Origin of the sequence: Halochromatium salexigens, from assembly GCF_016653295.1 — a bacterium.
Taxonomy (GTDB): domain Bacteria; phylum Pseudomonadota; class Gammaproteobacteria; order Chromatiales; family Chromatiaceae; genus Lamprobacter; species Lamprobacter salexigens.
Map to the genome: position 1 here is coordinate 392,479 of NZ_NHSF01000059.1, position 20,022 is coordinate 412,500.

At 63.3% G+C, this 20,022-nt stretch carries 19 protein-coding genes and 2 rRNA genes (1 of these 21 only partly in view); 10 read left to right on the forward strand and 11 right to left on the reverse strand.

Annotation, left to right across the window (positions count from 1 at the left end; all coding sequences use genetic code 11):
• The first annotated feature begins 126 nt into the window (after positions 1-126).
• The 3 genes from CCR82_RS11775 (at position 127) to CCR82_RS11785 (ending at position 4,198) form a co-directional block, all read left to right on the forward strand.
• Positions 127-1,188: a Fe(3+) ABC transporter substrate-binding protein gene (locus tag CCR82_RS11775; RefSeq protein WP_201245970.1), complete on the forward strand. Its 1,062-nt coding sequence runs from the start codon at positions 127-129 to the stop codon at positions 1,186-1,188.
• 125 nt (positions 1,189-1,313) lie between these two features.
• On the forward strand, positions 1,314-2,993 hold the full coding sequence (locus tag CCR82_RS11780; protein ID WP_201245971.1) for an ABC transporter permease: 1,680 nt from the start codon (positions 1,314-1,316) through the stop codon (positions 2,991-2,993).
• A gap of 17 nt (positions 2,994-3,010) precedes the next feature.
• Complete coding sequence (locus CCR82_RS11785) at positions 3,011-4,198, forward strand: ABC transporter ATP-binding protein (protein WP_420827326.1); 1,188 nt, start codon at positions 3,011-3,013, stop codon at positions 4,196-4,198.
• A 71-nt stretch (positions 4,199-4,269) separates the two neighbouring features.
• Here CCR82_RS11785 and CCR82_RS11790 read toward each other — a convergent pair whose 3' ends face one another.
• Positions 4,270-4,437: a hypothetical protein gene (locus CCR82_RS11790; RefSeq protein ID WP_201245973.1), complete on the reverse strand. Its 168-nt coding sequence runs from the start codon at positions 4,435-4,437 to the stop codon at positions 4,270-4,272.
• 139 nt (positions 4,438-4,576) lie between these two features.
• Between CCR82_RS11790 and CCR82_RS11795 the strand changes: the two genes are divergently transcribed.
• A complete protein-coding gene (locus CCR82_RS11795) occupies positions 4,577-4,984 on the forward strand; it encodes a nitrous oxide-stimulated promoter family protein (protein WP_242513416.1) in 408 nt (135 codons plus the stop codon).
• Positions 4,985-5,017: 33 nt separating this feature from the next.
• Here the strand turns inward: CCR82_RS11795 and CCR82_RS11800 are convergent, their stop codons facing one another.
• Positions 5,018-5,602 carry an NnrU family protein gene (locus tag CCR82_RS11800; RefSeq protein ID WP_201245974.1) on the reverse strand — a complete coding sequence of 195 codons (585 nt, stop codon included), beginning with the start codon at positions 5,600-5,602 and terminating at the stop codon, positions 5,018-5,020.
• Positions 5,603-5,705: 103 nt separating this feature from the next.
• Here CCR82_RS11800 and CCR82_RS11805 point away from each other — a divergent pair, with 103 nt between their 5' ends.
• A complete protein-coding gene (locus CCR82_RS11805; RefSeq protein ID WP_201245975.1) occupies positions 5,706-6,752 on the forward strand; it encodes a M14 family metallopeptidase in 1,047 nt (348 codons plus the stop codon).
• 79 nt (positions 6,753-6,831) lie between these two features.
• On the opposite strand, the gene CCR82_RS11810 is transcribed toward CCR82_RS11805, so the two are convergent.
• The gene (locus CCR82_RS11810; RefSeq protein ID WP_420827330.1) at positions 6,832-7,431 is read right to left on the reverse strand and encodes an NUDIX hydrolase; all 600 of its coding nucleotides are present in this window, start codon (positions 7,429-7,431) and stop codon (positions 6,832-6,834) included.
• Positions 7,432-7,595: 164 nt separating this feature from the next.
• On the opposite strand from CCR82_RS11810, the gene phoB reads away from it, so the two are divergent.
• Positions 7,596-8,276 (forward strand): phosphate regulon transcriptional regulator PhoB, encoded by a 681-nt coding sequence (phoB, locus tag CCR82_RS11815; RefSeq protein ID WP_201245977.1) that lies wholly within the window; start codon positions 7,596-7,598, stop codon positions 8,274-8,276.
• A complete protein-coding gene (phoR, locus tag CCR82_RS11820; protein ID WP_201245978.1) occupies positions 8,276-9,625 on the forward strand; it encodes a phosphate regulon sensor histidine kinase PhoR in 1,350 nt (449 codons plus the stop codon). The genes phoB and phoR overlap by 1 nt, the downstream gene beginning before the upstream one ends.
• Positions 9,626-9,655: 30 nt before the next feature.
• Here phoR and CCR82_RS11825 read toward each other — a convergent pair whose 3' ends face one another.
• The 4 genes from CCR82_RS11825 to CCR82_RS11840 all read right to left on the reverse strand — a co-directional run bounded on the left by CCR82_RS11825 (position 9,656) and on the right by CCR82_RS11840 (position 13,897).
• Positions 9,656-9,895 carry a BolA family protein gene (locus CCR82_RS11825; protein ID WP_201245979.1) on the reverse strand — a complete coding sequence of 80 codons (240 nt, stop codon included), beginning with the start codon at positions 9,893-9,895 and terminating at the stop codon, positions 9,656-9,658.
• A 92-nt stretch (positions 9,896-9,987) separates the two neighbouring features.
• Positions 9,988-11,304 (reverse strand): homoserine dehydrogenase, encoded by a 1,317-nt coding sequence (locus CCR82_RS11830; protein WP_201245980.1) that lies wholly within the window; start codon positions 11,302-11,304, stop codon positions 9,988-9,990.
• 44 nt (positions 11,305-11,348) lie between these two features.
• Positions 11,349-12,563: an alanine transaminase gene (gene alaC / locus CCR82_RS11835; protein ID WP_201245981.1), complete on the reverse strand. Its 1,215-nt coding sequence runs from the start codon at positions 12,561-12,563 to the stop codon at positions 11,349-11,351.
• A gap of 272 nt (positions 12,564-12,835) precedes the next feature.
• Entirely contained in the window at positions 12,836-13,897 is a 1,062-nt protein-coding gene (locus CCR82_RS11840) for an Sfum_1244 family protein (RefSeq protein ID WP_201245982.1), read from the reverse strand.
• 147 nt (positions 13,898-14,044) lie between these two features.
• On the opposite strand from CCR82_RS11840, the gene CCR82_RS11845 reads away from it, so the two are divergent.
• Positions 14,045-14,599: a hypothetical protein gene (locus CCR82_RS11845; RefSeq protein WP_201245983.1), complete on the forward strand. Its 555-nt coding sequence runs from the start codon at positions 14,045-14,047 to the stop codon at positions 14,597-14,599.
• A 3-nt stretch (positions 14,600-14,602) separates the two neighbouring features.
• Here CCR82_RS11845 and CCR82_RS11850 read toward each other — a convergent pair whose 3' ends face one another.
• The gene (locus CCR82_RS11850) at positions 14,603-15,586 is read right to left on the reverse strand and encodes a DMT family transporter (RefSeq protein WP_201245984.1); all 984 of its coding nucleotides are present in this window, start codon (positions 15,584-15,586) and stop codon (positions 14,603-14,605) included.
• Positions 15,583-16,395 carry a DNA-formamidopyrimidine glycosylase family protein gene (locus CCR82_RS11855; RefSeq protein ID WP_201245985.1) on the reverse strand — a complete coding sequence of 271 codons (813 nt, stop codon included), beginning with the start codon at positions 16,393-16,395 and terminating at the stop codon, positions 15,583-15,585. The genes CCR82_RS11850 and CCR82_RS11855 overlap by 4 nt, the downstream gene beginning before the upstream one ends.
• Before the next feature lie 63 nt (positions 16,396-16,458).
• Here CCR82_RS11855 and lpxD point away from each other — a divergent pair, with 63 nt between their 5' ends.
• Both lpxD and CCR82_RS11865 read left to right on the forward strand, forming a co-directional pair.
• Entirely contained in the window at positions 16,459-17,616 is a 1,158-nt protein-coding gene (lpxD, locus tag CCR82_RS11860) for a UDP-3-O-(3-hydroxymyristoyl)glucosamine N-acyltransferase (protein WP_201245986.1), read from the forward strand.
• A gap of 552 nt (positions 17,617-18,168) precedes the next feature.
• Positions 18,169-18,516 (forward strand): Fis family transcriptional regulator, encoded by a 348-nt coding sequence (locus tag CCR82_RS11865; RefSeq protein ID WP_201245987.1) that lies wholly within the window; start codon positions 18,169-18,171, stop codon positions 18,514-18,516.
• Positions 18,517-18,605: 89 nt separating this feature from the next.
• Here CCR82_RS11865 and rrf read toward each other — a convergent pair.
• Together rrf and CCR82_RS11875 are read right to left on the reverse strand one after the other, a co-directional pair.
• Positions 18,606-18,721: ribosomal RNA gene (gene rrf / locus CCR82_RS11870) — 5S ribosomal RNA — on the reverse strand.
• A gap of 104 nt (positions 18,722-18,825) precedes the next feature.
• Positions 18,826-20,022, reverse strand: a 23S ribosomal RNA gene (locus CCR82_RS11875); it runs 1,690 nt beyond the window's last position.

Genomic DNA, 20,022 nt, shown 5'->3' on the forward strand with positions numbered 1-20,022 from the left:
CAGCAGATTAATCGCAACCATTCTCATCAGTCTTGTTATTTTTGCTCAATTCAGACAGACTCCTCACCAGAGTGTCTGCGTTGCGGTCCTCGTCACCTCCCATCACACCCTTTCTGGAATCTTGACATGATACCGATCTGCTCCCGCCGCTTCCTGTCTTCCGCTCGCGTGCCCCTCGTCGCCCTCTGCGTGGCGCTCGCGGCGGCCCCAAGTCTTGCCGCCGCCGAGGAGGTCAATCTCTACTCGGCGCGCAAGGAAGCCTTGATCAAACCCTTACTCGATCGCTTCAGCGAGGAGACCGGGATCGAGGTCAACCTGGTCACCGGCAAGGCCGATGCCTTGCTGCAACGGCTCAAGAGCGAAGGGCGCAACAGCCCGGCCGATGTGCTGCTGACCGTCGACGCCGGCAATCTGCACCGCGCCAAGGCCGCCGGCCTGACCCAGGCCTTCACCTCCGAGGTGGTGGCCGAAGCCGTGCCCGAGACCTACCGCGACCCGAACGGCCATTGGGTCGGTCTGTCGCTGCGCGCGCGGCCGATCATGTATGTCAAGGGCGAGGTCGATCCCTCCGACCTCTCGACCTACGAGGCGCTCGCCGACGAGCAATGGCAGGGGCGCATCTGCATCCGCTCCTCGAGCAATGTCTACAACCAATCCCTGGTCGCCTCGCTCATCGCCGCCAACGGCACCGAGGCGGCACAAGATTGGGCCGAGGCCATTGTCGCGAATATGGCGCGGCCACCCAAGGGTGGAGATCGCGACCAAATCAAGGCGGCGGCCGCTGGTCAATGCGATATCGCAATCGCAAACACCTATTATCTCGCGGGGATGCTGACCTCCGATGATCCGGGCGAGCAAGAACCGGCCGAGAAGATGGCCGTGTTCTGGCCGAATCAGCCCGGTGCCGGCGACGGTCGCGGCACCCATGTCAATGTCAGTGGCGCTGCGGTGACCGCCGCCGCCGACCACACCGAGGCGGCGGTCGAGCTGATCGAGTTCCTCGTCAGCCCCGAGGCGCAGCGCTGGTATGCCGAGGTCAACGGCGAGTATCCGGTGCGCGAGGGCGTCGAGATCAGCCCGGTGCTGGCCGAATGGGGCCGTTTCGAGGCCGATGATCTCGATCTGATCGAACTCGGCGAGCTGAACGGCGAGGCGCTGATGCTGATGGACCGCGCCGGCTGGCGTTGAACGCACCGCCGCCCAAGGGAGGATGGATCGAAGCAGGTGCCCTGCTTGGCAAAGCGTTATGATAGGTACTTGTCCCGTGCTGGGGCACCCCTTTCCGATGCTCGCTTCGATCCATCGCAACCTTGATGAGCGCATTCACCCCTGCATTGGCGATGTCCGACGCCTTCGGCGTTCGCGCCTGGCTGCGCGTCTGGCCTCTGCTGCTGATCCTGATCGCGACCCTGCTGGCGTTGCCGATCCTGGTCATCGTCGGTTTCCTGTTCGTGCCCGCGGTCGAGGTCTGGGCGCACCTGATCGAGACGGTGCTGGGCGATTATGTCGGCCATTCGCTGCTGCTGATGCTCGGGGTCACGCTCGGCACCCTGGTCGGTGGGGTCGGGACCGCCTGGCTGACGAGCATGTGTCGATTTCCCGGGCGCGGCTTTTTCGAGTGGGCGCTGCTGCTGCCGATGGCGATGCCCGCCTACATCATCGCCTACACCTACACCGGCCTGCTCGACTTCGCCGGCCCGGTGCAGACCGGCCTGCGCGAGCTGACCGGCTGGGGCTGGGGCGAGTATTGGTTTCCGCAGGTGCGCTCCCTGCCCGGCGCTGCGGTGATGTTGTCGCTGGTGCTCTATCCCTATGTCTATCTGCTCGCGCGCGCGGCATTCCTGAGCCAATCGCTGTGCGTGCTCGATGTCAGCCGCACCCTGGGCAACGGCCCCTGGCGGACCTTCTTCACGGTGGCGCTACCGCTGGCGCGCCCGGCGATCGTCGCCGGTCTCTCGCTGGCGCTCATGGAGACGCTCGCCGACTACGGCACCGTTGAGTACTTCGGCGTCTCCACCTTCACCACCGGCATCTTCCGCACCTGGTTCGGGCTCGGCAATCCGGCCGCCGCCGCGCAACTCTCGGCCATGCTGCTCGGGTTCGTGTTCTTGCTCATCGTGCTCGAGCGCCACTCGCGCGGCGCGGCGCGCTATCACGATACCAGCCAGGGCCAGCAGTCGATCCGGCGCTTGCCGCTGCGCGACTGGCAGGCAGTCGCGGCCTTCGGCTTTTGCCTGGCCCCGCTCAGCCTCGGTTTCCTGCTGCCGGCCGGGCAGCTGACGGTCTGGTCGATCACCGTCGCCGATCAGCGCCTGGATGCCGAGTTCGCGCGCCTGGCGCTGAACAGCCTCGCGCTCGCCGCCGGCGCCGCGGGGCTGGCGCTGGGGCTGGCGCTGATGCTCGGCTATGGCCGCCGGCTGCTGCCGACGCAGCCGGTACGCATGGCGGTGCGCACCGCCGGCATGGGCTACGCGATCCCCGGGACGGTGATCGCGGTCGGGGTGATGATCCCCTTCGCCTGGCTCGATAACAGCCTCGATAGCTGGATGCGGGCGCACTTCGGCCTCTCCACTGGATTGCTGCTGAGCGGATCACTGGTGGCCCTGATCTTCGCCTATCTGGTGCGCTTCCTGGCGGTCTCCTTGCAAACGGTCGAGTCCGGCTTGAGCAAGATCCGCCCCTCGATGGACGAGGCCGGGCGCTCGCTCGGGCTCAAGCCGCGCGAGGTACTGCGTGAGATCCACATGCCGATGCTCAAAGGCAGTCTGCTGACGGCCCTGCTGCTGGTGTTCGTCGATGTGCTCAAGGAGCTGCCGGCGACCCTGATCCTGCGTCCGTTCAACTTCAACACCCTCGCCGTGCGTGCCTACGAGTTGGCCTCCGATGAACGCCTCGCCGATTCCGCGCCGGCGGCCTTGACCATCGTCGCCGCTGGCCTGATCCCGGTGATCATCCTCAGCCGCTCGATCACCCGCTCGCGTGCGAGCCTGTAACCGGCCCTCGTCGCTGCATGCCCTGCCCGCCCATGACTGAGCGTTTCGATCACTTAGACCCCAACCCACCGGCGCGTCTGGAGCTGCGCGGGGTCGATGTCGCCTACGGCGAGACCACCGTGGTGCGCCATGTCGACTTCATGCTCGAGAGCGGCACCCTCGGCTGTCTGCTCGGCCCCAGCGGCTGCGGCAAGACCACGCTGTTGCGCGCCATCGCCGGCTTCGAGCCGGTGAGCAAGGGCAACATCCTGATCCGCGGCCATTGCGTCTCCGAGCCCGGCTGGACGCTGGCGCCCGAGCATCGCCATATCGGCATGGTGTTTCAGGACTTCGCCCTGTTTCCGCATCTCTCGGTGGCCGACAACATCGGCTTCGGCCTGCGCACATTCAGCGCCCCGCGGCGCCAAACCCGCATCGACGAACTGCTGGAGCTGATCGGACTCAGCGAGGCGGCCCCGCTCTATCCACACGAACTCTCGGGCGGGATGCAGCAGCGCGTGGCGCTGGCGCGCGCCATGGCGCCGCGCCCGGATATCCTCTTGCTCGATGAGCCGTTCTCGAGCATGGACGCCGAGTTGCGCGAGCAACTCGCGCGCGAGGTGCGCACGCTGCTCAAGCGCGAGGCGATCACCGCCATCCTAGTGACCCATGATCAGTTCGAGGCCTTCGCGATGGCCGATCAGATCGCCGTGCTCAACCAAGGCGCGGTGCATCAAACGGGCACCGGCTTCGAGCTGTATCACCAACCGGCGGACCGCTTCATCGCCGATTTCATCGGTCACGGCGTCCTGATGCCGGCCAGCGTGTCGAATTCCGGGCAGTTGCGCACCGAACTCGGCCGTGCTGCGGGGCCAGAGTCGCCGTTCCTCGAGGCCGGCAGCGAAGTCGAGGTGTTGATTCGTCCGCACGATATCCTCTACGACGAAGACAGCCCGCGCGAGGCCACGATCGTCGAACGTGCATTCCGTGGCGCGGAATTCCTCTACACGCTGCAACTCGATAGCGGCACCGAGGTGCTGTGCCTGGTGCCGAGCCACCACCGCCATGAGGTCGGCGAGCGCATCGGCATCCGGTTGCAGGGCGAGCATCTGGTCGTGCTCCCGAATGCCGAGCTGGGTCCGAGTTCGGGTTCGCGGTCGGATTCGGGCGCAAAACCGGATCCAGATCCGGATCCAAGCCCAGGCCCAGGCCCAGATTCAGACTGACGCAGTCTGGGTCGCCCACTCGGGCGCGGAGTGCCTCATCGAGCGAGGGCACGTCGGCGAGCGTCTCCGAATCAGCGCGTCTCCTCGTCTTCCGAGGCCGGCTCATCGGCGTCGTCGTGGCCGCGTTTGCGCATGATCGCCGGGCCGGGCGAGGGGCCCTCGCCGTCGCGAAACAGCCAGACGAAGAGCGCGATCATCGCCACGAAGGAGCCGGCGAGAAAAACGTTGGTCCAAAACATAGTGCTTGTCTTCAGGGTTCGGTGTCGAATGGAGGACTGAGCCACGCCGAGACGCGGGCCTCAGTATAGACGGGCTTCGGACTCGGGATGAGTTGACATTTATCAAACCGTTTTGGTGCGGTTTTTCGATAATAGCCCCATGCAGATGCCAGTCCAACGCCCAAGCTCCCCGGCACGCTCAGCGTCGTCGCGGTCAAGCAAACAAGCGGCGCTGCGCCCGGCGAACCGGGGCCGCCGCATCCGGCGCGAGAAACGCGCCATCGCCGCGATGTGCGCCCTCTACTGCCGGGCGCATCACGCCGGCAGCGCTGAAGCGGCCCGGCTCTGCGGGGCCTGTGAGGATCTCCTGCGCTATGCCCATCAGCGGCTCGATCAGTGCGTGTTCGGTGAGCTGAAGCAGCCCTGCGATCAATGCGCGACGGACTGCTACAGCAAGACCCAGCGCCCGCGTCTGCGCGCCGTGATGCGCTACGCCGAGCCGCGTCTGCGCTGGCGCCACCCGCTGTTGAGCCTGTTGCGCCTGATCGACAAGTGGCGCGCCCGCTAGAGCGCGCGGCGCATCTCGTCGACCCCAAACCGCTCAGCCGGACGCCCCCAGCGGGGCGACGCCGAAGAGCGCCTGATGCAGCCAGAACAGGAACAGCAGATACAGCACGAGTCCACCGCCGAGCGCGATCCCATCATTGAATCGACCGCTGGGCGCACCGGGCACCGGAACCGGCGTGCGCCGCTTCAGCGAGATGCGATCGGCCACCGCCCACGCCAGAAAGCCGCCGAACAGCAGCACATCGGCCAGGGTGCCGTTCGCTAGCAAATGGGCGAACGCCCAGACCTTGACCGCCAGCAGCATCGGATGCTTGGTCGCGCGCTGGATGCGCCCCGGCAGGTAGGCCGCGAGCAAGAGCACGAACACCGGCAGCATCAGCAGCAGCGTGATGTGGCGCATCCAGATCGGCGCCTGATAGAGCAGGATCGCGCCGCTGCTGCGCGCCGCCTCATAACCGTTGACGACCAACACCAGGCCGAGCAGCGCGATCAGCCCGTAGGCGGCTTTCCACACCACCGGCCCGAGCCGTGTCGCCATGCGATCGCGCCACTGGGCATCGATGATCGCCACCGAGTGCACGCCGAGGAACAGGATCAATCCAACAATCAGCCAGAGCATAATAAGGATCTCGTATTAACCTAGGTGAACTGGGTGCTAGAGTAACGCATCGAGGGCGGGCACCGCGCCGCCGCCTGATGAGCCCGCGCAACCGACAGGACTTATGACCGACACCGCACTCACCCTCCATGAACTCGACCAGCTTCCCGACGGGCTGCTCGAACTCAACAGCATCGACCTCGGCACGCGGCTGCCGGGCCCGACGCTGATCCATCTCGCCGGCGAGCGCGAGCCGGCGCTGTTCGTGTCGGTTTTGATGCACGGCAACGAGCCGGTCGGCTGGGACGCGGTGCGGCTCTTGCTCAGCCAGTGTCTCGAGCGCCACGGACGCCTGCGCCTGCCGCGCGCGCTGAGTCTGTTCATCGGCAACGTCCAGGCCGCCGCGGCCAATGCGCGCCATCTGCCGGATCAGCCCGATTTCAACCGCGTCTGGCCCGGCACCGAGGAACCCGCCTCACCCGCGCAGGCGTTGATGTCGCAGGTGGTCGAGATCATGCAGCGGCGCGGACTGTTCGCCAGCATCGACCTGCACAACAACACCGGCAGCAATCCGCATTACGCCTGCGTCAACCGCCTCGACAACCGTTATTTGCACCTGGCGCGTCTGTTCGCGCGCACGGTGGTGTACTTCGTGCGACCCACCGGCGTTCAGTCGCAGGCCATGGCGCGGCTCTGCCCGGCGGTGACGCTCGAATGCGGGCGGGTGGGCGATCGTCGCGGCGTCGAGCACGCGCGCGAGTTCATCGATGCCTGCCTGCATCTGTGCGAGCTGCCCGAGCACCCCCTGCCGGCGCAGGATCTCGACCTCTTCCACACCGTCGCGCGGGTGACGATCCCGGAACAGGTCAGCTTTGGCTTTCCGCCGCACGAGGCGCAGTTGGTGCTGTCACCGGAACTCGAGCGCTTCAACTTTCGCGAGCTACCCGCCGGCACCGCCTTTGCGCAAGCGCGCCCGGGGGCGCGCCTCGACGTGCGCGACGAACATGGCCGCAACGTGGCCGATCAGTTCTTCCGCATCGAACAGGATGAGCTAAAACTCCAGGTCCCGGCGATGCCCTCGATGCTGACCGCCGATGCGACGGTGATCCGACAGGACTGTCTCTGCTATCTGATGGAGCGCTACAACCAGCACGTACCACCTCGCCACTGAGTCGCCCCCCGCGAGGCGCTCCCCGAAAGCCTCTCGAGAATCCCCGACAGTCGTCCCGAGAGCCGCCAACGCCACGCACTCATTCGGCGACGACCGCCACCGGACCATCGACAGGCGCATCGCTGCCATGGCGCAGAAAGGCTGCCGCCCGATAGAGGCCGACCAGGGTTTTGGCATCGGTGATGGTGCCGTTGAGACACCAGTCGAGTACTTGATCGAGGGCGACCCAGTGCACCTCGATGACCTCATCGACATCGTGCCCAAGATTGACTTCGCTCAGACCGCGCGCCAGGAATAGGTGAATGACCTCGGCAAAGACGCCCGGGGAACTGTGCAGGCGACCGAGCGAGTCCCAGGTCGCCGCCATCAGCCCTGCTTCCTCGGCGAGTTCCCGCTCGGCGGTCGTCGCTGGTCCTTCGCCGGGATCGAGCTTGCCGGCCGGCAGCTCCCACAGCCAGCCCCCGGCGACATGACGGAACTGCCTGAGCAGGCAGACGCGGCGGCGGTCGTCGATCGCCACCGCCGCCGCCCCGCCCGGATGGCGAACAATCTCAAGATCGACATGACGACCATTGGGTAAGCGAATGTGCTCCACCCCAACATCGATGATCTTGCCTTGGAACACTTGGCGTCGGGTCTTGTCAGCCGCGTGATCGGTCGGTTCGTCAGCGCTCAATATCTGATCCTAAGCAGCAAAGCATCCAAGCGTTCAGAATATTACCAGCCGATCGCCCCAGGTAAAGACCAAAGACGATCAATCAGCGTGCCGCGGTCACGAGATTGTCATCGCATCGACATAGAATGCGTCGCATCGTTGAGAACCAATATTGCTGGAATCCGCCCATGTCCACCGTCATGATCGTCGATGATGAGCCCGATATTCGCGAGGTCATGCGCTTCGCCCTCAAAGAAGGCGGCTTTCGCGTCCTCGAGGCCGGTCACGCCGACGAGGCCCGCAAGCTGCTCACCGAGCACCCCGAGCTGGTGCTGCTCGACTGGATGCTGCCCGGCCGCTCCGGCCTCGAACTCGCGGCCCAGCTCAAGCACAGCCCGAAGACGCGCAACATGCCGATCATCATGATCAGCGCGCGCGGCGAGGAAGAAGATCGCGTCAAGGGGTTGGATACAGGCGCCGATGATTACATCACCAAGCCCTTCTCGCCGCGCGAGATGGTGGCGCGCGTCAACGCCGTGCTGCGGCGCAGCCAACCCGATGAGGTCAGCGATCAAACCGAGATCGGCGGTCTCACCATCGACAATGTCAGCCACCGCGTGAGTGCCAATGGCATCGCGATCGACATCGCGCCGACCGAATATCGCCTGCTGCACTTCTTCATGACCCATGCCGATCGCGCCTTCAACCGCTCGCAACTGCTCGATCAGGTCTGGGGCGACCAGGTCTATGTCGAGGAGCGCACCGTCGACGTGCATGTCCGTCGCCTGCGCAAGGCGCTCGAGAAGACCGGGCACGAGCACCTGCTGCAAACGGTCCGGGGCGTCGGCTACCGCTTCTCGGACAAATGATGCGACGCGGACACGCTTACGAACTGGGATTGATCATCGTGGCCGCGCTCACCGCCGTGGCGTTGATCAGCCTCGGTCTTGGCTGGGCCGAGGCCGTGCTCCTGATGCTATGCCTGCTGCTGGCCCGGCATGCATGGCATCTGGTACAGCTGGCGCGCCTGATTCGCCGCCAGCATCGCCTGGTCCCGCCCTTCCCGAAAGGTATCTGGGGCGACATCTACCGTGCCATCGGCCAATACCAGCAGCGCGGTCGCAAGGGGCGCAAACGCCAAGTGCGCTTCTTTCGGCGTTTTCGCGAAGCCGCCAACTCTGTGCCCGACGCCTTGGTGGTGCTGGACAAGAACCGTCGCATCGAATGGGCCAACCCGGCCGCGCAGGTGTTGATGGACCTGTCTTGGCCGCGCGATGAAGGCAAGTCATTGATCGAGGTTTTCGAGCATCCGGAACTCGCCGACTACATCAGCGCCGGCGAATATGCCCGCCCGCTCGAGGTGGCCCCCGCCCATAACCGCTCGCTCATGCTTAGCATTCGCGTGGCGCCGTTCGGCGAGCGCAAGAAGCAGCGCCTGGTGGTCGGGCGCGATATCACCAAGATCTTCCATCTCAACCTGATCCGGCGCGACTTCGTCGCCAACGCCTCGCACGAGCTGCGCACCCCGTTGACGGTGATCACCGGCTTCCTGGAAACGCTAGCCGATTCGGCACAAACGCCCTCCAACCATCGCCGGCCACTGACTCTGATGCAGCATCAAGCCGAGCGCATGCGCAATATCATCGAGGATCTACTGACCCTGTCACGACTGGAGATGGACGAACATGTGCTCGAGATCGCCCCGGTCGATGTCCCCTGCGAGCTGGAGCAGATCGTCGCCGACGCCTCGGCGCTTAGCGGTGGTCGCCACCAGTTCAGCATCGATATCGACAGCGAGTTGCTGCTGCTCGGCAAGAACAACGAGTTGCGCAGCGCCTTCTCCAACCTGCTCTTCAATGCAGTGAAGCATACGCCGCCCGGCAGCCACATCCAGTTGGTCTGGACAGACACCCCCAGCGGACCGATCTTCCTGGTCGAGGACGATGGTCCGGGGATCGAGCCCGAGCATATTCCGCGCCTGACCGAGCGCTTCTATCGGGTGGACAAGGCACGTTCCCGCGCCTCGGGTGGTACCGGGCTTGGTTTGGCGATCGTCAAGCATGTGCTGAGTCGCCACGACGCGCGCCTGGCAGTGGCGAGTGAACCGGGTGAAGGCACCACCTTCACCTGCCATTTCCCGCCCGGCAACGCGCTGAGCGCCTCTCAGCTCGAGCACCGTGCCGAGGCCGCAGCATCAGCGTTGGGCGCCTCCGCCTGAGGCCGCCGGTCAGTTCAGCCCCTTAGCGGCCTAGGCCGAGGCCGACTGCTGTTCGGGGGTCAGCGTCTTGATCGACAGGGCATGCAGCTCGCCAGAGGCGATCTGCGCGCGCACCGTGTCCATGACCAGGCGCTGCTTCTTGATCGGGGTGAGGCCGGCGAAGGCCGAACTGACCACCACGGCCTCGAAGTGGCTACCATCGCCGGTGACCTCGACCTCGGCGTCTGGCAGGCCCGTGCGGATCAGGTGTGCGACTGCTTCGGTTTCCATCGTCTTGACTGCTCGCTGATTGGTGGGCCAGGCGGCCCGATGCTGTCTGGTGTCGGCAATGTTGGGCTGCGATCGCGCTCGCCCAAGGGCGATCAGCCCTCGAGGCTCTCCATGCGGATGCGCACCACCTCGCCAACGCTGCCGTCGAAGGCCTCGATACGTTCGATAGCCCGGTTCATCGCCGCCTCCTCGATGCGATGGGTGAGCATGATCAAGGGCACCGAGGTCTCGCCCGCCGCTGGCTCCTTTTGCTTGATCGCCTCGATGCTGATGCCCTCCTCGCTCAGGATACCGGCGATGGCAGCCATGACACCGGGGCGATCGAGCGCCGTGATGCGCAGATAGTACGCGGTCTCGACTGCCTCGATCGGCAGCACCGGGGTATCGGTGAGTTCATCCGGCTGGAACGCCAGATGCGGCACGCGGTTGGTCGGATCGGTGGTCAGCGCGCGCACCAGATCGACGACATCCGCCACCACCGCCGAGGCAGTCGGCAGCGCGCCCGCACCGGCGCCGTAATAGAGCGTGGGTCCAACCGCGTCGCCCATGACCAGGACCGCGTTCATCACGCCGTCGACGTTCGCGATCAGCCGTCGATGCGGGATCAGGGTCGGATGCACCCGCATCTCGATACCGGCCTCGGCCCGCCGGGTGATGCCGAGATGTTTGATGCGATAGCCCAGTTCGGCGGCAAAGGCGACATCCTGCGGCTCGATCCTCGAAATGCCCTCGGTGAAGGTCTTGTCGAATTGCAACGGGATGCCGAACGCCAGCGAGCCGAGGATGGTCAGCTTGTGCGCGGCATCGATCCCCTCGACATCGAAGGTCGGATCGGCCTCGGCGTAGCCGAGCGCCTGCGCCTCGGCGAGCACCTCGGCAAAGGCGCGGCCCTTGTCGCGCATCTCGCTGAGGATGAAGTTGCCGGTGCCGTTGATGATGCCGGCGATCCACTCGATGCGGTTCGCCGCCAGCCCCTCGCGCACCGCCTTGATGATCGGGATACCGCCGGCGACAGCGGCCTCGAACGCGACCATCACGCCCTTGGCCTGGGCGGCGGCGAAGATCTCGTTGCCATGCAGCGCGATCAGCGCCTTGTTGGCGGTGACCACATGCTTGCCGTTGTCGATCGCCCGCAGCACCAGCTCGCGCGCCGGTGAGTAGCCGCCGATCAGCTCGATGACGATATCAACCTCGGGATCATCGACGACGGTGAAGGCGTCATCACTGATGCGCCCGATCTGCCCTAAGCCCTCGATCCGCTCGGGATCATACTGGCGCGCGGCGGCATGCGTGATCTGAATGGCACGTCCGGCGCGGCGCGCGATCTCATCGGCATTCCGCGTCAGGACGGTGACGCTGCCACCACCGACGGTGCCCAAGCCCAGCAGACCGATCTTGACAGGTTCCATAGGTTCTCCTCAGTTCTAAACGCTGCTTAAGGCAATACCGCAGACTAGCCAGCGCGCGCATCCTCACGGAACATCTGCTTGATGCCGCGCACCGCCTGACGGGTGCGATGCTCGTTCTCGATCAGGCTGAAGCGCACATGGTCGTCGCCATAGTCGCCAAAACCAACCCCCGGCGAAACCGCCACCTTGGCATCGCGCAGCAGCTTCTTCGAGAACTCGAGCGAACCCATCGCGCGATAGGGCTCGGGAATGCGCGCCCAGACGAACATGGTCGCCTTCGGGCGCTCGACCGGCCAGCCGGCATCATTGAGCCCGTCGCAGAGGCAATCGCGGCGGCTCTGGTACATGTCGCGGATGTCGGCGACACAGTCCTGCGGCGACTCCAAGGCATGGATGGCCGCGACCTGGATCGGCGTGAAGGTGCCATAGTCCAGATAGGACTTGATCCGCGCCAAGGCCGCGATCAGCTGCGGATTGCCGCACATGAAGCCGATGCGCCAGCCCGGCATGTTGTAGCTCTTCGACATCGAGAAGAACTCGACCGCGATATCCTTGGCCCCTGGCACCTGCAGGATCGACGGCGCCTTGTAGCCATCGAAGACGATGTCGGCATAGGCGATGTCGTGCACCACCCAGATGCCATGCTCGCGCGCGATCGCGACCACCTGCTCGAAGAACGGCAGCTCGACGCACTGGGTGGTCGGGTTGCCGGGGAAGTTCAGCACCAGCATCTTCGGCCGCGGCCAGGAGTCGAGGATCGAGCGGCGCAGCTCCTCGAAGAAATCGACCTCGGGCGTCAACTGGACATGGCGCACATCGGCGCCAGCGATGATGAAGCCATAGGGATGGATCGGATAGGCCGGATTCGGCACCAGCACCGTATCGCCCGCGCCCATGGTCGCCAGCGCCAGGTGCGCCAGCCCCTCCTTGGAGCCGATGGTGACGATCGCCTCGCTATCCGGGTCCAGTTCGACATCGAAGCGATCCAGGTACCAGCGCGCGATCGCTCGGCGCAAACGCGGGATGCCGCGCGAGACCGAATAGCGGTGGGTGTCGCGTCGCTGCGCGGCCTCGACCAGCTTGTCGACGATGTGTTGCGGCGTCGGCTGGTCCGGATTGCCCATGCCGAAGTCGATGATGTCTTCACCCCGCGCTCGGGCCGCAGCCTTCAACTCATTGACAATATTGAAGACATAGGGCGGAAGCCGCTCGATACGGCGAAAACTCGGCTGCGGGGCGACCACGGAGACCTCTGGCATGAGAAGGGAAAACAGGTGCAGAGTGTACCGCCGAGCCGAGCGGATCAAAAGCGAAGCGCATCGAACGGACCGCAGAGCGGCATCAAAGACGACGCAAGGGATCGAAGCTTTGCTCGAGCGAGCGAAGGGCCGCACAATGGCGGCGGTCACCGTCATCAAGCCCAAGGCCGTACGATGAGAGCGAGGCCGAGCATGACCACTGAGCGCTCAGGCCGGCAAATGCTGCTCTCGGATATGCGCGCAGGGTGAGTCGGTTTACGAGCGCCCGGCACCTAGAGATGCCGCGCCGAGACCAGCTCGCGGATCGGCTGCGCCGCGTCCGCACCCTGCCGCCGATACAGATCGAGCATCGCCGTGCCCAGCGCCAGCCAATGGTCGCGGCCACATTCGGCGAGTCGTCGAAGGTTCACGAGGTCAGCGTCCAGGCGCCAGCGCTCATAAGCCCCTGCGAGCGACGGAAAGATCGATTTGCGCATATTGGTGAGATTGCCGATGTAAAAGTGCAGGGCTGCTGGCTGCCCCGCGTCATCGACGCGTTCCAGCAAGTGCGGCAAGGTAACGAGGCAGTCCGCCAGATGATCGCGTACCGCGCGCGCCATCAACTCCGCCGGCGTTTGGGCGAGATCAAGCAGCATTTCTCCCCAGGCGGCATCACCCAACAAGAACCCGGCTTGATGCTCGCCCCGCTCGTGCAAGAGCGCATTATCGATCTCACGATCGGTCATGGCGTCCAATGCCGTCTCGAAGTCGGTATCGAACGCATAACAGGCGAAGGCACGCCCAAGCGCATTGTCGGGCCGACTCCACCGCCAGCTCTCGAGCTTCTCCCAGAGCATCCGGCGCAAGGATTCGCGACGCAGGAAGATGGTCTTACCGAGCGACATCGCCGGCGGTGCGGTCAGATCACGCGCATATTCCTCGGCCGAGACATAGACTGAACAATCGCCATTGACCGCAACCCGCTCGAGGTCACCGAGGAAGAAGTGCGGCTTGGCCTGATTGCCTAACCCGCTGCTGTAGACCAATCCCTCGGGGGCAAGCCGGGCGTTGATGGCCTCGGCATCAAAGGGATCGAAGCACTCTCCCGCGATGTCGACGGGGGAGAGTTCCTCGTCGGCAAGCAGTTCCCAAAGCTCCTCGCGCGCGGCCAGCCAGTCACCTAGCGCATCCTTTTGCAGTGCGGCATTGAAGGGCAGATGCTTCTCCCAGCGATAGTACTCACGCATCTTCATCAGATAGACACAGAGCGAATAGTCACCGCCGTGGCGGGCATCGGAGATATGGCAATTACGCTGAACGGTGTCGGTCAGCGCCTGAACCTGTTGCTGCTTCATCGTCGTTGGCCTGTTCTAAAGGAAAGAGCGGCCCCATCTCCCGCGCCTTGGAGAGGTGCTTGAGTTGCTGTGGGCTTGCCCTAGGTAAGGCCGGAGTTTACCCAGCAAAATGCTCAGAAATAAAGTCGATAGAACCGGGAGTCAGGCATGGCGCTACGCATCAAGAGTCACTGGTGGAACGATGAGAACCAACGCTCGCTCGTTGAGATCGGCGGGGCCCTCGCCTTCATCGCCTGGCGCATCGCGATCGACAAGGCGATCTCGCTGCATTGCGAGCGTTTCGTCTATCACGACGATGCTCAGCGCCTGGAGGTGATCCAGGAATATCTCGTCTTTCTGATCCAAATCGCCGACCGCCTCAGCCATGGCCTGCTCGACGACACGCAACGGCGCGAGTTGATCACGGCCTTTGCGAAGAAGCTCGTTGAACATGTGCAGGATAACAGCCAGGACTTGCTTGGCCCGGGCGATTACGGCTCGCCCTTCCTGCAGCGGCTCAATGCCCGCTCCGAGGAGTACGCCGATTTCCAACTCGATGATGAAGGCCCTACTTACCCCTTCCTGCGCCATCTCGGCTTCGAGATCCAACAGCTGATGGGGCGGGAAGACGAGAATCGTTGGGTCATCGATCAGGTCATGGACAAGGACGGCTGGGACGCCTATAAGCGCTTCGCGAAGGCATTCCAAGATTTGTTCGAATGACCGTCAATGACGACCCTCGCGCCTCCCTTCTGACGCAGTGGAAGATACCTGCTCGGACAGCGCGCGCCGGATCGAGCGCCCGGCTCGTCGCGCGAGGAGAACACCGCCGAGGATCAGCGACAGCCCGCCCAGATGGCCTAGCGTCGGCTCCTCGCCGAGGAACAGGATGCCGATCGCAACTGCCCAGAGCGGAATCAAGTAATTGAGCTGCGAGGTGAAGCTAGGACCCGCGCGCTGGATCAGTCGGAAATAGACGATCATCGCGGCCGCGGTCGAAAACAGTCCGAGAAAGAGCACTGCCCCGATCACACTCGGCGTTAACACGAGCGCCGAGGCTCCTTGCAACACCGAGCCGAGACTCGCTGGCAGCGACAGTATCGCCGCCAGTGTGGTCACGGCCGCCGCAGTGGAGACCGCATCACTGGCTGGGCGCAATCGCGACAGGATGGCCGAAACGCCATAACAGAGCGCGCCGGCCAGCACTGCAAGCATCGGCAGCAAGGGACCACGATCGCCGCCGATCGCGAGCAGCGCCTCGGGACCGATCAGCAACAACACCCCAGTGAAACCGAGCAGGAAGCCCCAGATGCGGCCGCGGGTCAGCGTTTCGCCCGGCACGAACAGATGCGCCAAGCCCAGGGTCGCGAGCGGCATCACCGCCATCAGGATGCCAGCCAGGCCGCTAGCGATCGCGCGCTGCCCCCAGGTGATCAACGAGAACGGTAGCAAATTGCCAATCACCGCGATCAGGCCAAAAAAGAGCCAGCGCTTGACGCCACTTGGCCACGGCCGGCGCAGCGCGACCGCCAAAGGCACCAAGATGATTGCCGCGAGTGCTAGCCGAGCCGTCACCACCCGTTCGAACCCGAGTCCAGCAACCGCGAGTTTGGTGAACAGGAATGATGAGCCCCACATAAGCGTTAGGGCGCCGAGCATCAGCCAGTCGCTCGCCTCATGGGCTTCGGGGGCCTTGTGGCCGGCGCTCATGTCGACATCGCAGCCATGGTGTCTGCCTGCTGACAGTGCGCGCACCAATAGGTCGAGCGCGGACGCGCGCCGATGATAGCGCGGCGAAGCGGGGCTCCGCTGCGTAAACAGGGCTGATCGCGTCGGCCGTAGACCCAGAGTGAGCCGCGATCGTCGCGCTCGAAGCGGGTCGTGCGTGGACCGCTACCGAGGTTCGCGCCTAGCAGGGTGACCGCGCGCCGATAGAGGCTGAGCAAGTCATCATCGTTGAGCGCACCGAGGTGCGTCAGTGGCCCATACCGCTCGAGAAACAGGAGTTCGGATTTGTAGACATTGCCGATGCCTGCCGCGAGCCGCTGATCGAGCAGCACATCGACCAACAAGGTCGCGGGGGTGAGCAGCTGCCGCGCCCGAACGAGCAGAGAAGCCGGATCGAGCGGTTGAGCGATCAAATCACGGCCGAGGTGCTGTTGTCGGTCGGCCAAGCCGAAACCGCCCTGCTTCAGCCATTCTATCTCCTTGGCGTTGAAGCATACATAATCCCAGTCCGATGCATCGAGCAGGAGCGAAAGCTGCCGGCGCGGCCGGCGCCAAGGCTCGCCGACCCGATAGCGATGCCAGCTCCCATGGAGGCCGAGATGACTGCGTAGCAAGTGGCCATTGTCGAATACGATAGACAGATGCTTACCATGCGCGCTGATGCGCTGGATCCGGACTGCCCCAGCCGAAGGACCGAAAGCGGGATGTAACCGCACCGCCCGTAGCCGTTGCCCGGACAGCGCTTGGTCAAGGAATCGCGCCAGTTTGGTAATGGTGTCGCCTTCTGGCATCAGCCGTCGCACTCTTACTCTGGAATCACACTTGGAATCACGCAAACCACAAGGCAAATCACCATGGTCCTCGATTTGAACCAGCTATGCGATCTGCTCGAGATTCCACCTCCGGTAGGCCAGGCCGGGGCGGGCACGGCCCCGGCGTCAACCGAAGTGGTGATCACCGGCTTTACCGGAGTCAATACCCTCGCCCTTGCCGGGCCGAGCGATCTTTGCTTCGCTGAGCGTACCGATCAGGCTGCGAGGGTCGGCGCGAGCCAAGCCGGCGCGGTGATCGTCCCCAAGGATTTTCCGGACGTCGCTGGCCCTCATTTGCTGCGTACCACAGAACCTAGAGCACGTTTTTTTAGCATCGCCGAACGCTTCGTCCCGAAACCCAGTGCCGCCGGTATCCATTCCAGCGCGATCGTCGATCCGAGCGCCCGGCTCGCCGACGACGTCGCAATCGGTCCAAACGCCGTCATCGGTGCTTATGTCAGCATCGGCCCAGGCTCGGTCATCGGCGCTGGCAGCGTCCTCGAGTGCGGGGTTCAGCTCGGCGCCAACTGCACCATCGAGGCCAATGTCACCATTCAGCGCAATGCCGAGATTGGCAGCCGTTGCATCCTTCACGCCGGCTGCGTGATCGGTGGCGATGGCTTCGGCTTCGAGTGGGACGGTAACGCCCATCGCAAGATTCCACAGCTCGGACGAGTCGTGATCGAGGACGAGGTCGAGATTGGCTGTAACTGCTGTGTCGATCGCGCCACGTTGGGCGAGACCCGCATCGGTCGCGGAACCAAGATCGACAACCTGGTGCAAATCGCACACAACACCGAGATCGGCGCCCACGTCATCTTAATCAGCCAGTCTGGCGTCGCCGGCAGCAGCCGGTTAGGGACCGGCACTGTCGTCGCCGGCCAGGTCGCGATCTCGGATCACCTCGAGATCGGAGCCGGCGCGCGCATCGGCGGCCAATCCGGTGTCACCAAGGATGTTCCCGCCGGCGCAACCGTCTTCGGCACCCCAGCGCGGCCGATAAAGCAGATGCTGCGCGAACTCGCCACCCTCGCCCAATTACCAGCACTCAGCAAGGCCGTCAAAGGTTGGGGAACGGAACTCGCAGCCCTGCAACAGCGCTTGTCGGCATTAGAGCAGGCCGTGCACGAGCACCAGGACCGCAAACAAAAAAACCCCGCCAGAGGCGGGGAACACGACAAGGAGTCAGAGAGCTTCTAGGAAGCTCATCAAGTTCGAGTACAGGGGAGCCGGGAAAGTTCGCTCGCTCACCCCGCTCAACACCCGAGAGAAATAATGGATTTATATCGAGTTCGATCGATCGAACCGCGTCCACTGGAAATCTAGGTGCCGGAGCTCTACCTTTGTGATATGGTCACGATCACAACAATGGAAATGTTTAAAAGCGCCACCGCACCACCCCTTTCGCGGTACCGGCTCCACAAGGATGGATGCATCGAGTGATAACTCAGGCATCGCAACAACTCAATGGCTCGATTCGGCCGCTGAACCGGCGATTCGTTATGCATTGTTGCCATTGCGGGAGCCGATGCTTAAAACCTAAGATTAGCCAAACGTCGCGGCAAGTCGTGCCAAGAGACGCAAACGGTCCAGCAACGTACAACCACCCGTCGGCGTTCAATCCAGACGACCCAACTGGAGCCCAAAGGCCGTCTCGGCTGCCCCTGACAAGTGACAACATGGCTCGGAAACCACGAAGACGATTCATACGAATCGGTAGCGCAAGCGTGGTTCCATCTCACGAGGTAGTGAATGAGCGTTCGTATTTCTGGAGATTTTCTCGCTTTGGATAACCGCATTAAGCGGCTGATTAACCAGCACGCACAAGCGATCCAAACCAGCTTTCCCGGCCGTGATTATGAGATTCAGGCCCGCATTGCCGAAGAATTCGATCAACTCAACGGACATCGTGTCCGCTTAGAGCTTATCGTCACATCACCGGAACGTCAGCAAATTATCGTTCGCGAGGCCCAGAAAAAGGCCGAGGAATCGATCAAGTCGGCCTTTACCAGCCTGAAATCGAAGCTACGTCGGCTCGGTGCTCGACGTATCCAGCAGCAGATGCCGGCTCAAACCAGCCTACCAGTAGCAAGCACCTAAGGTTTTAGGTCGTAGGCCACCATTGAGCACATAAAAAAGCCCACTCGTGATATCACGAGTGGGCTTTTTAGGCACGCTAGCCAAATAAACCCTGGCGGTGACCTACTTTCGCATGGGGAAGCCCCAGACTATCATCGGCGATGCACCGTTTCACTACTGAGTTCGGCATGGGATCAGGTGGTTCCAGTGCTCTTTGGCCGCCAGGAAAAGCGGAGGCGCATCAGCATTAGGGCTGATGGCCTATTGTTCGGTGAGATCGCAGAGGAGCGAGCGGCGTGCGCTCAGCAGTCCAAAACGTTTGGGTGTTATATGGTCAAGCCACACGGTCAATTAGTACGGGTTAGCTTCACCGGTTACCCGACTTCCACATCCCGCCTATCAACGTCGTGGTCTACGACGGACCTTCAGGGGCATCGAGTGCCCAGGGAGATCTTATCTTGGGAGGGGCTTCCCGCTTAGATGCTTTCAGCGGTTATCCCGTCCGTACGTAGCTACCCGGCAATGCCACTGGCGTGACAACCGGAACACCAGGGGTACGTCCACTCCGGTCCTCTCGTACTAGGAGCAGCTTCCCTCAAATCTCCAACGCCCACGGCAGATAGGGACCGAACTGTCTCACGACGTTCTAAACCCAGCTCGCGTACCACTTTAAATGGCGAACAGCCATACCCTTGGGACCGACTTCAGCCCCAGGATGTGATGAGCCGACATCGAGGTGCCAAACACCGCCGTCGATATGAACTCTTGGGCGGTATCAGCCTGTTATCCCCGGAGTACCTTTTATCCGTTGAGCGATGGCCCTTCCATACAGGACCACCGGATCACTAAAGCCTGCTTTCGCACCTGCTCGACGTGTCTGTCTCGCAGTCAAGCACCCTTATGCTTTTGCACTCATTGCGCGATTTCCGACCGCGCTGAGGGTACCTTCGCGCTCCTCCGTTACGCTTTGGGAGGAGACCGCCCCAGTCAAACTACCCACCATGCACTGTCCCTGACCCGGATCACGGGCCGAGGTTAGAACTTCGAACATACCAGGGTGGTATTTCAAGGATGGCTCCACGGCAACTGGCGTCGCCGCTTCAAAGCCTCCCACCTATCCTACACAAGTAGGTTCAAAGTCCAGTGCAAAGCTGTAGTAAAGGTTCACGGGGTCTTTCCGTCTAGCCGCGGGTACTCGGCATCTTAACCGAGAGTTCAATTTCACTGAGTCTCTGGTGGAGACAGTGCCGCCATCGTTACGCCATTCGTGCAGGTCGGAACTTACCCGACAAGGAATTTCGCTACCTTAGGACCGTTATAGTTACGGCCGCCGTTTACCGGGGCTTCGATCAAGAGCTTCTCCGAAGATAACCCCATCAATTAACCTTCCGGCACCGGGCAGGCGTCACACCCTATACGTCCGCTTTCGCGTTTGCAGAGTGCTGTGTTTTTAGTAAACAGTCGCAGCGGCCTGGTCACTGCAACCCCTCTCCGCTCGGCCCGCAAGGGGCTTCACGTAATAGGGGC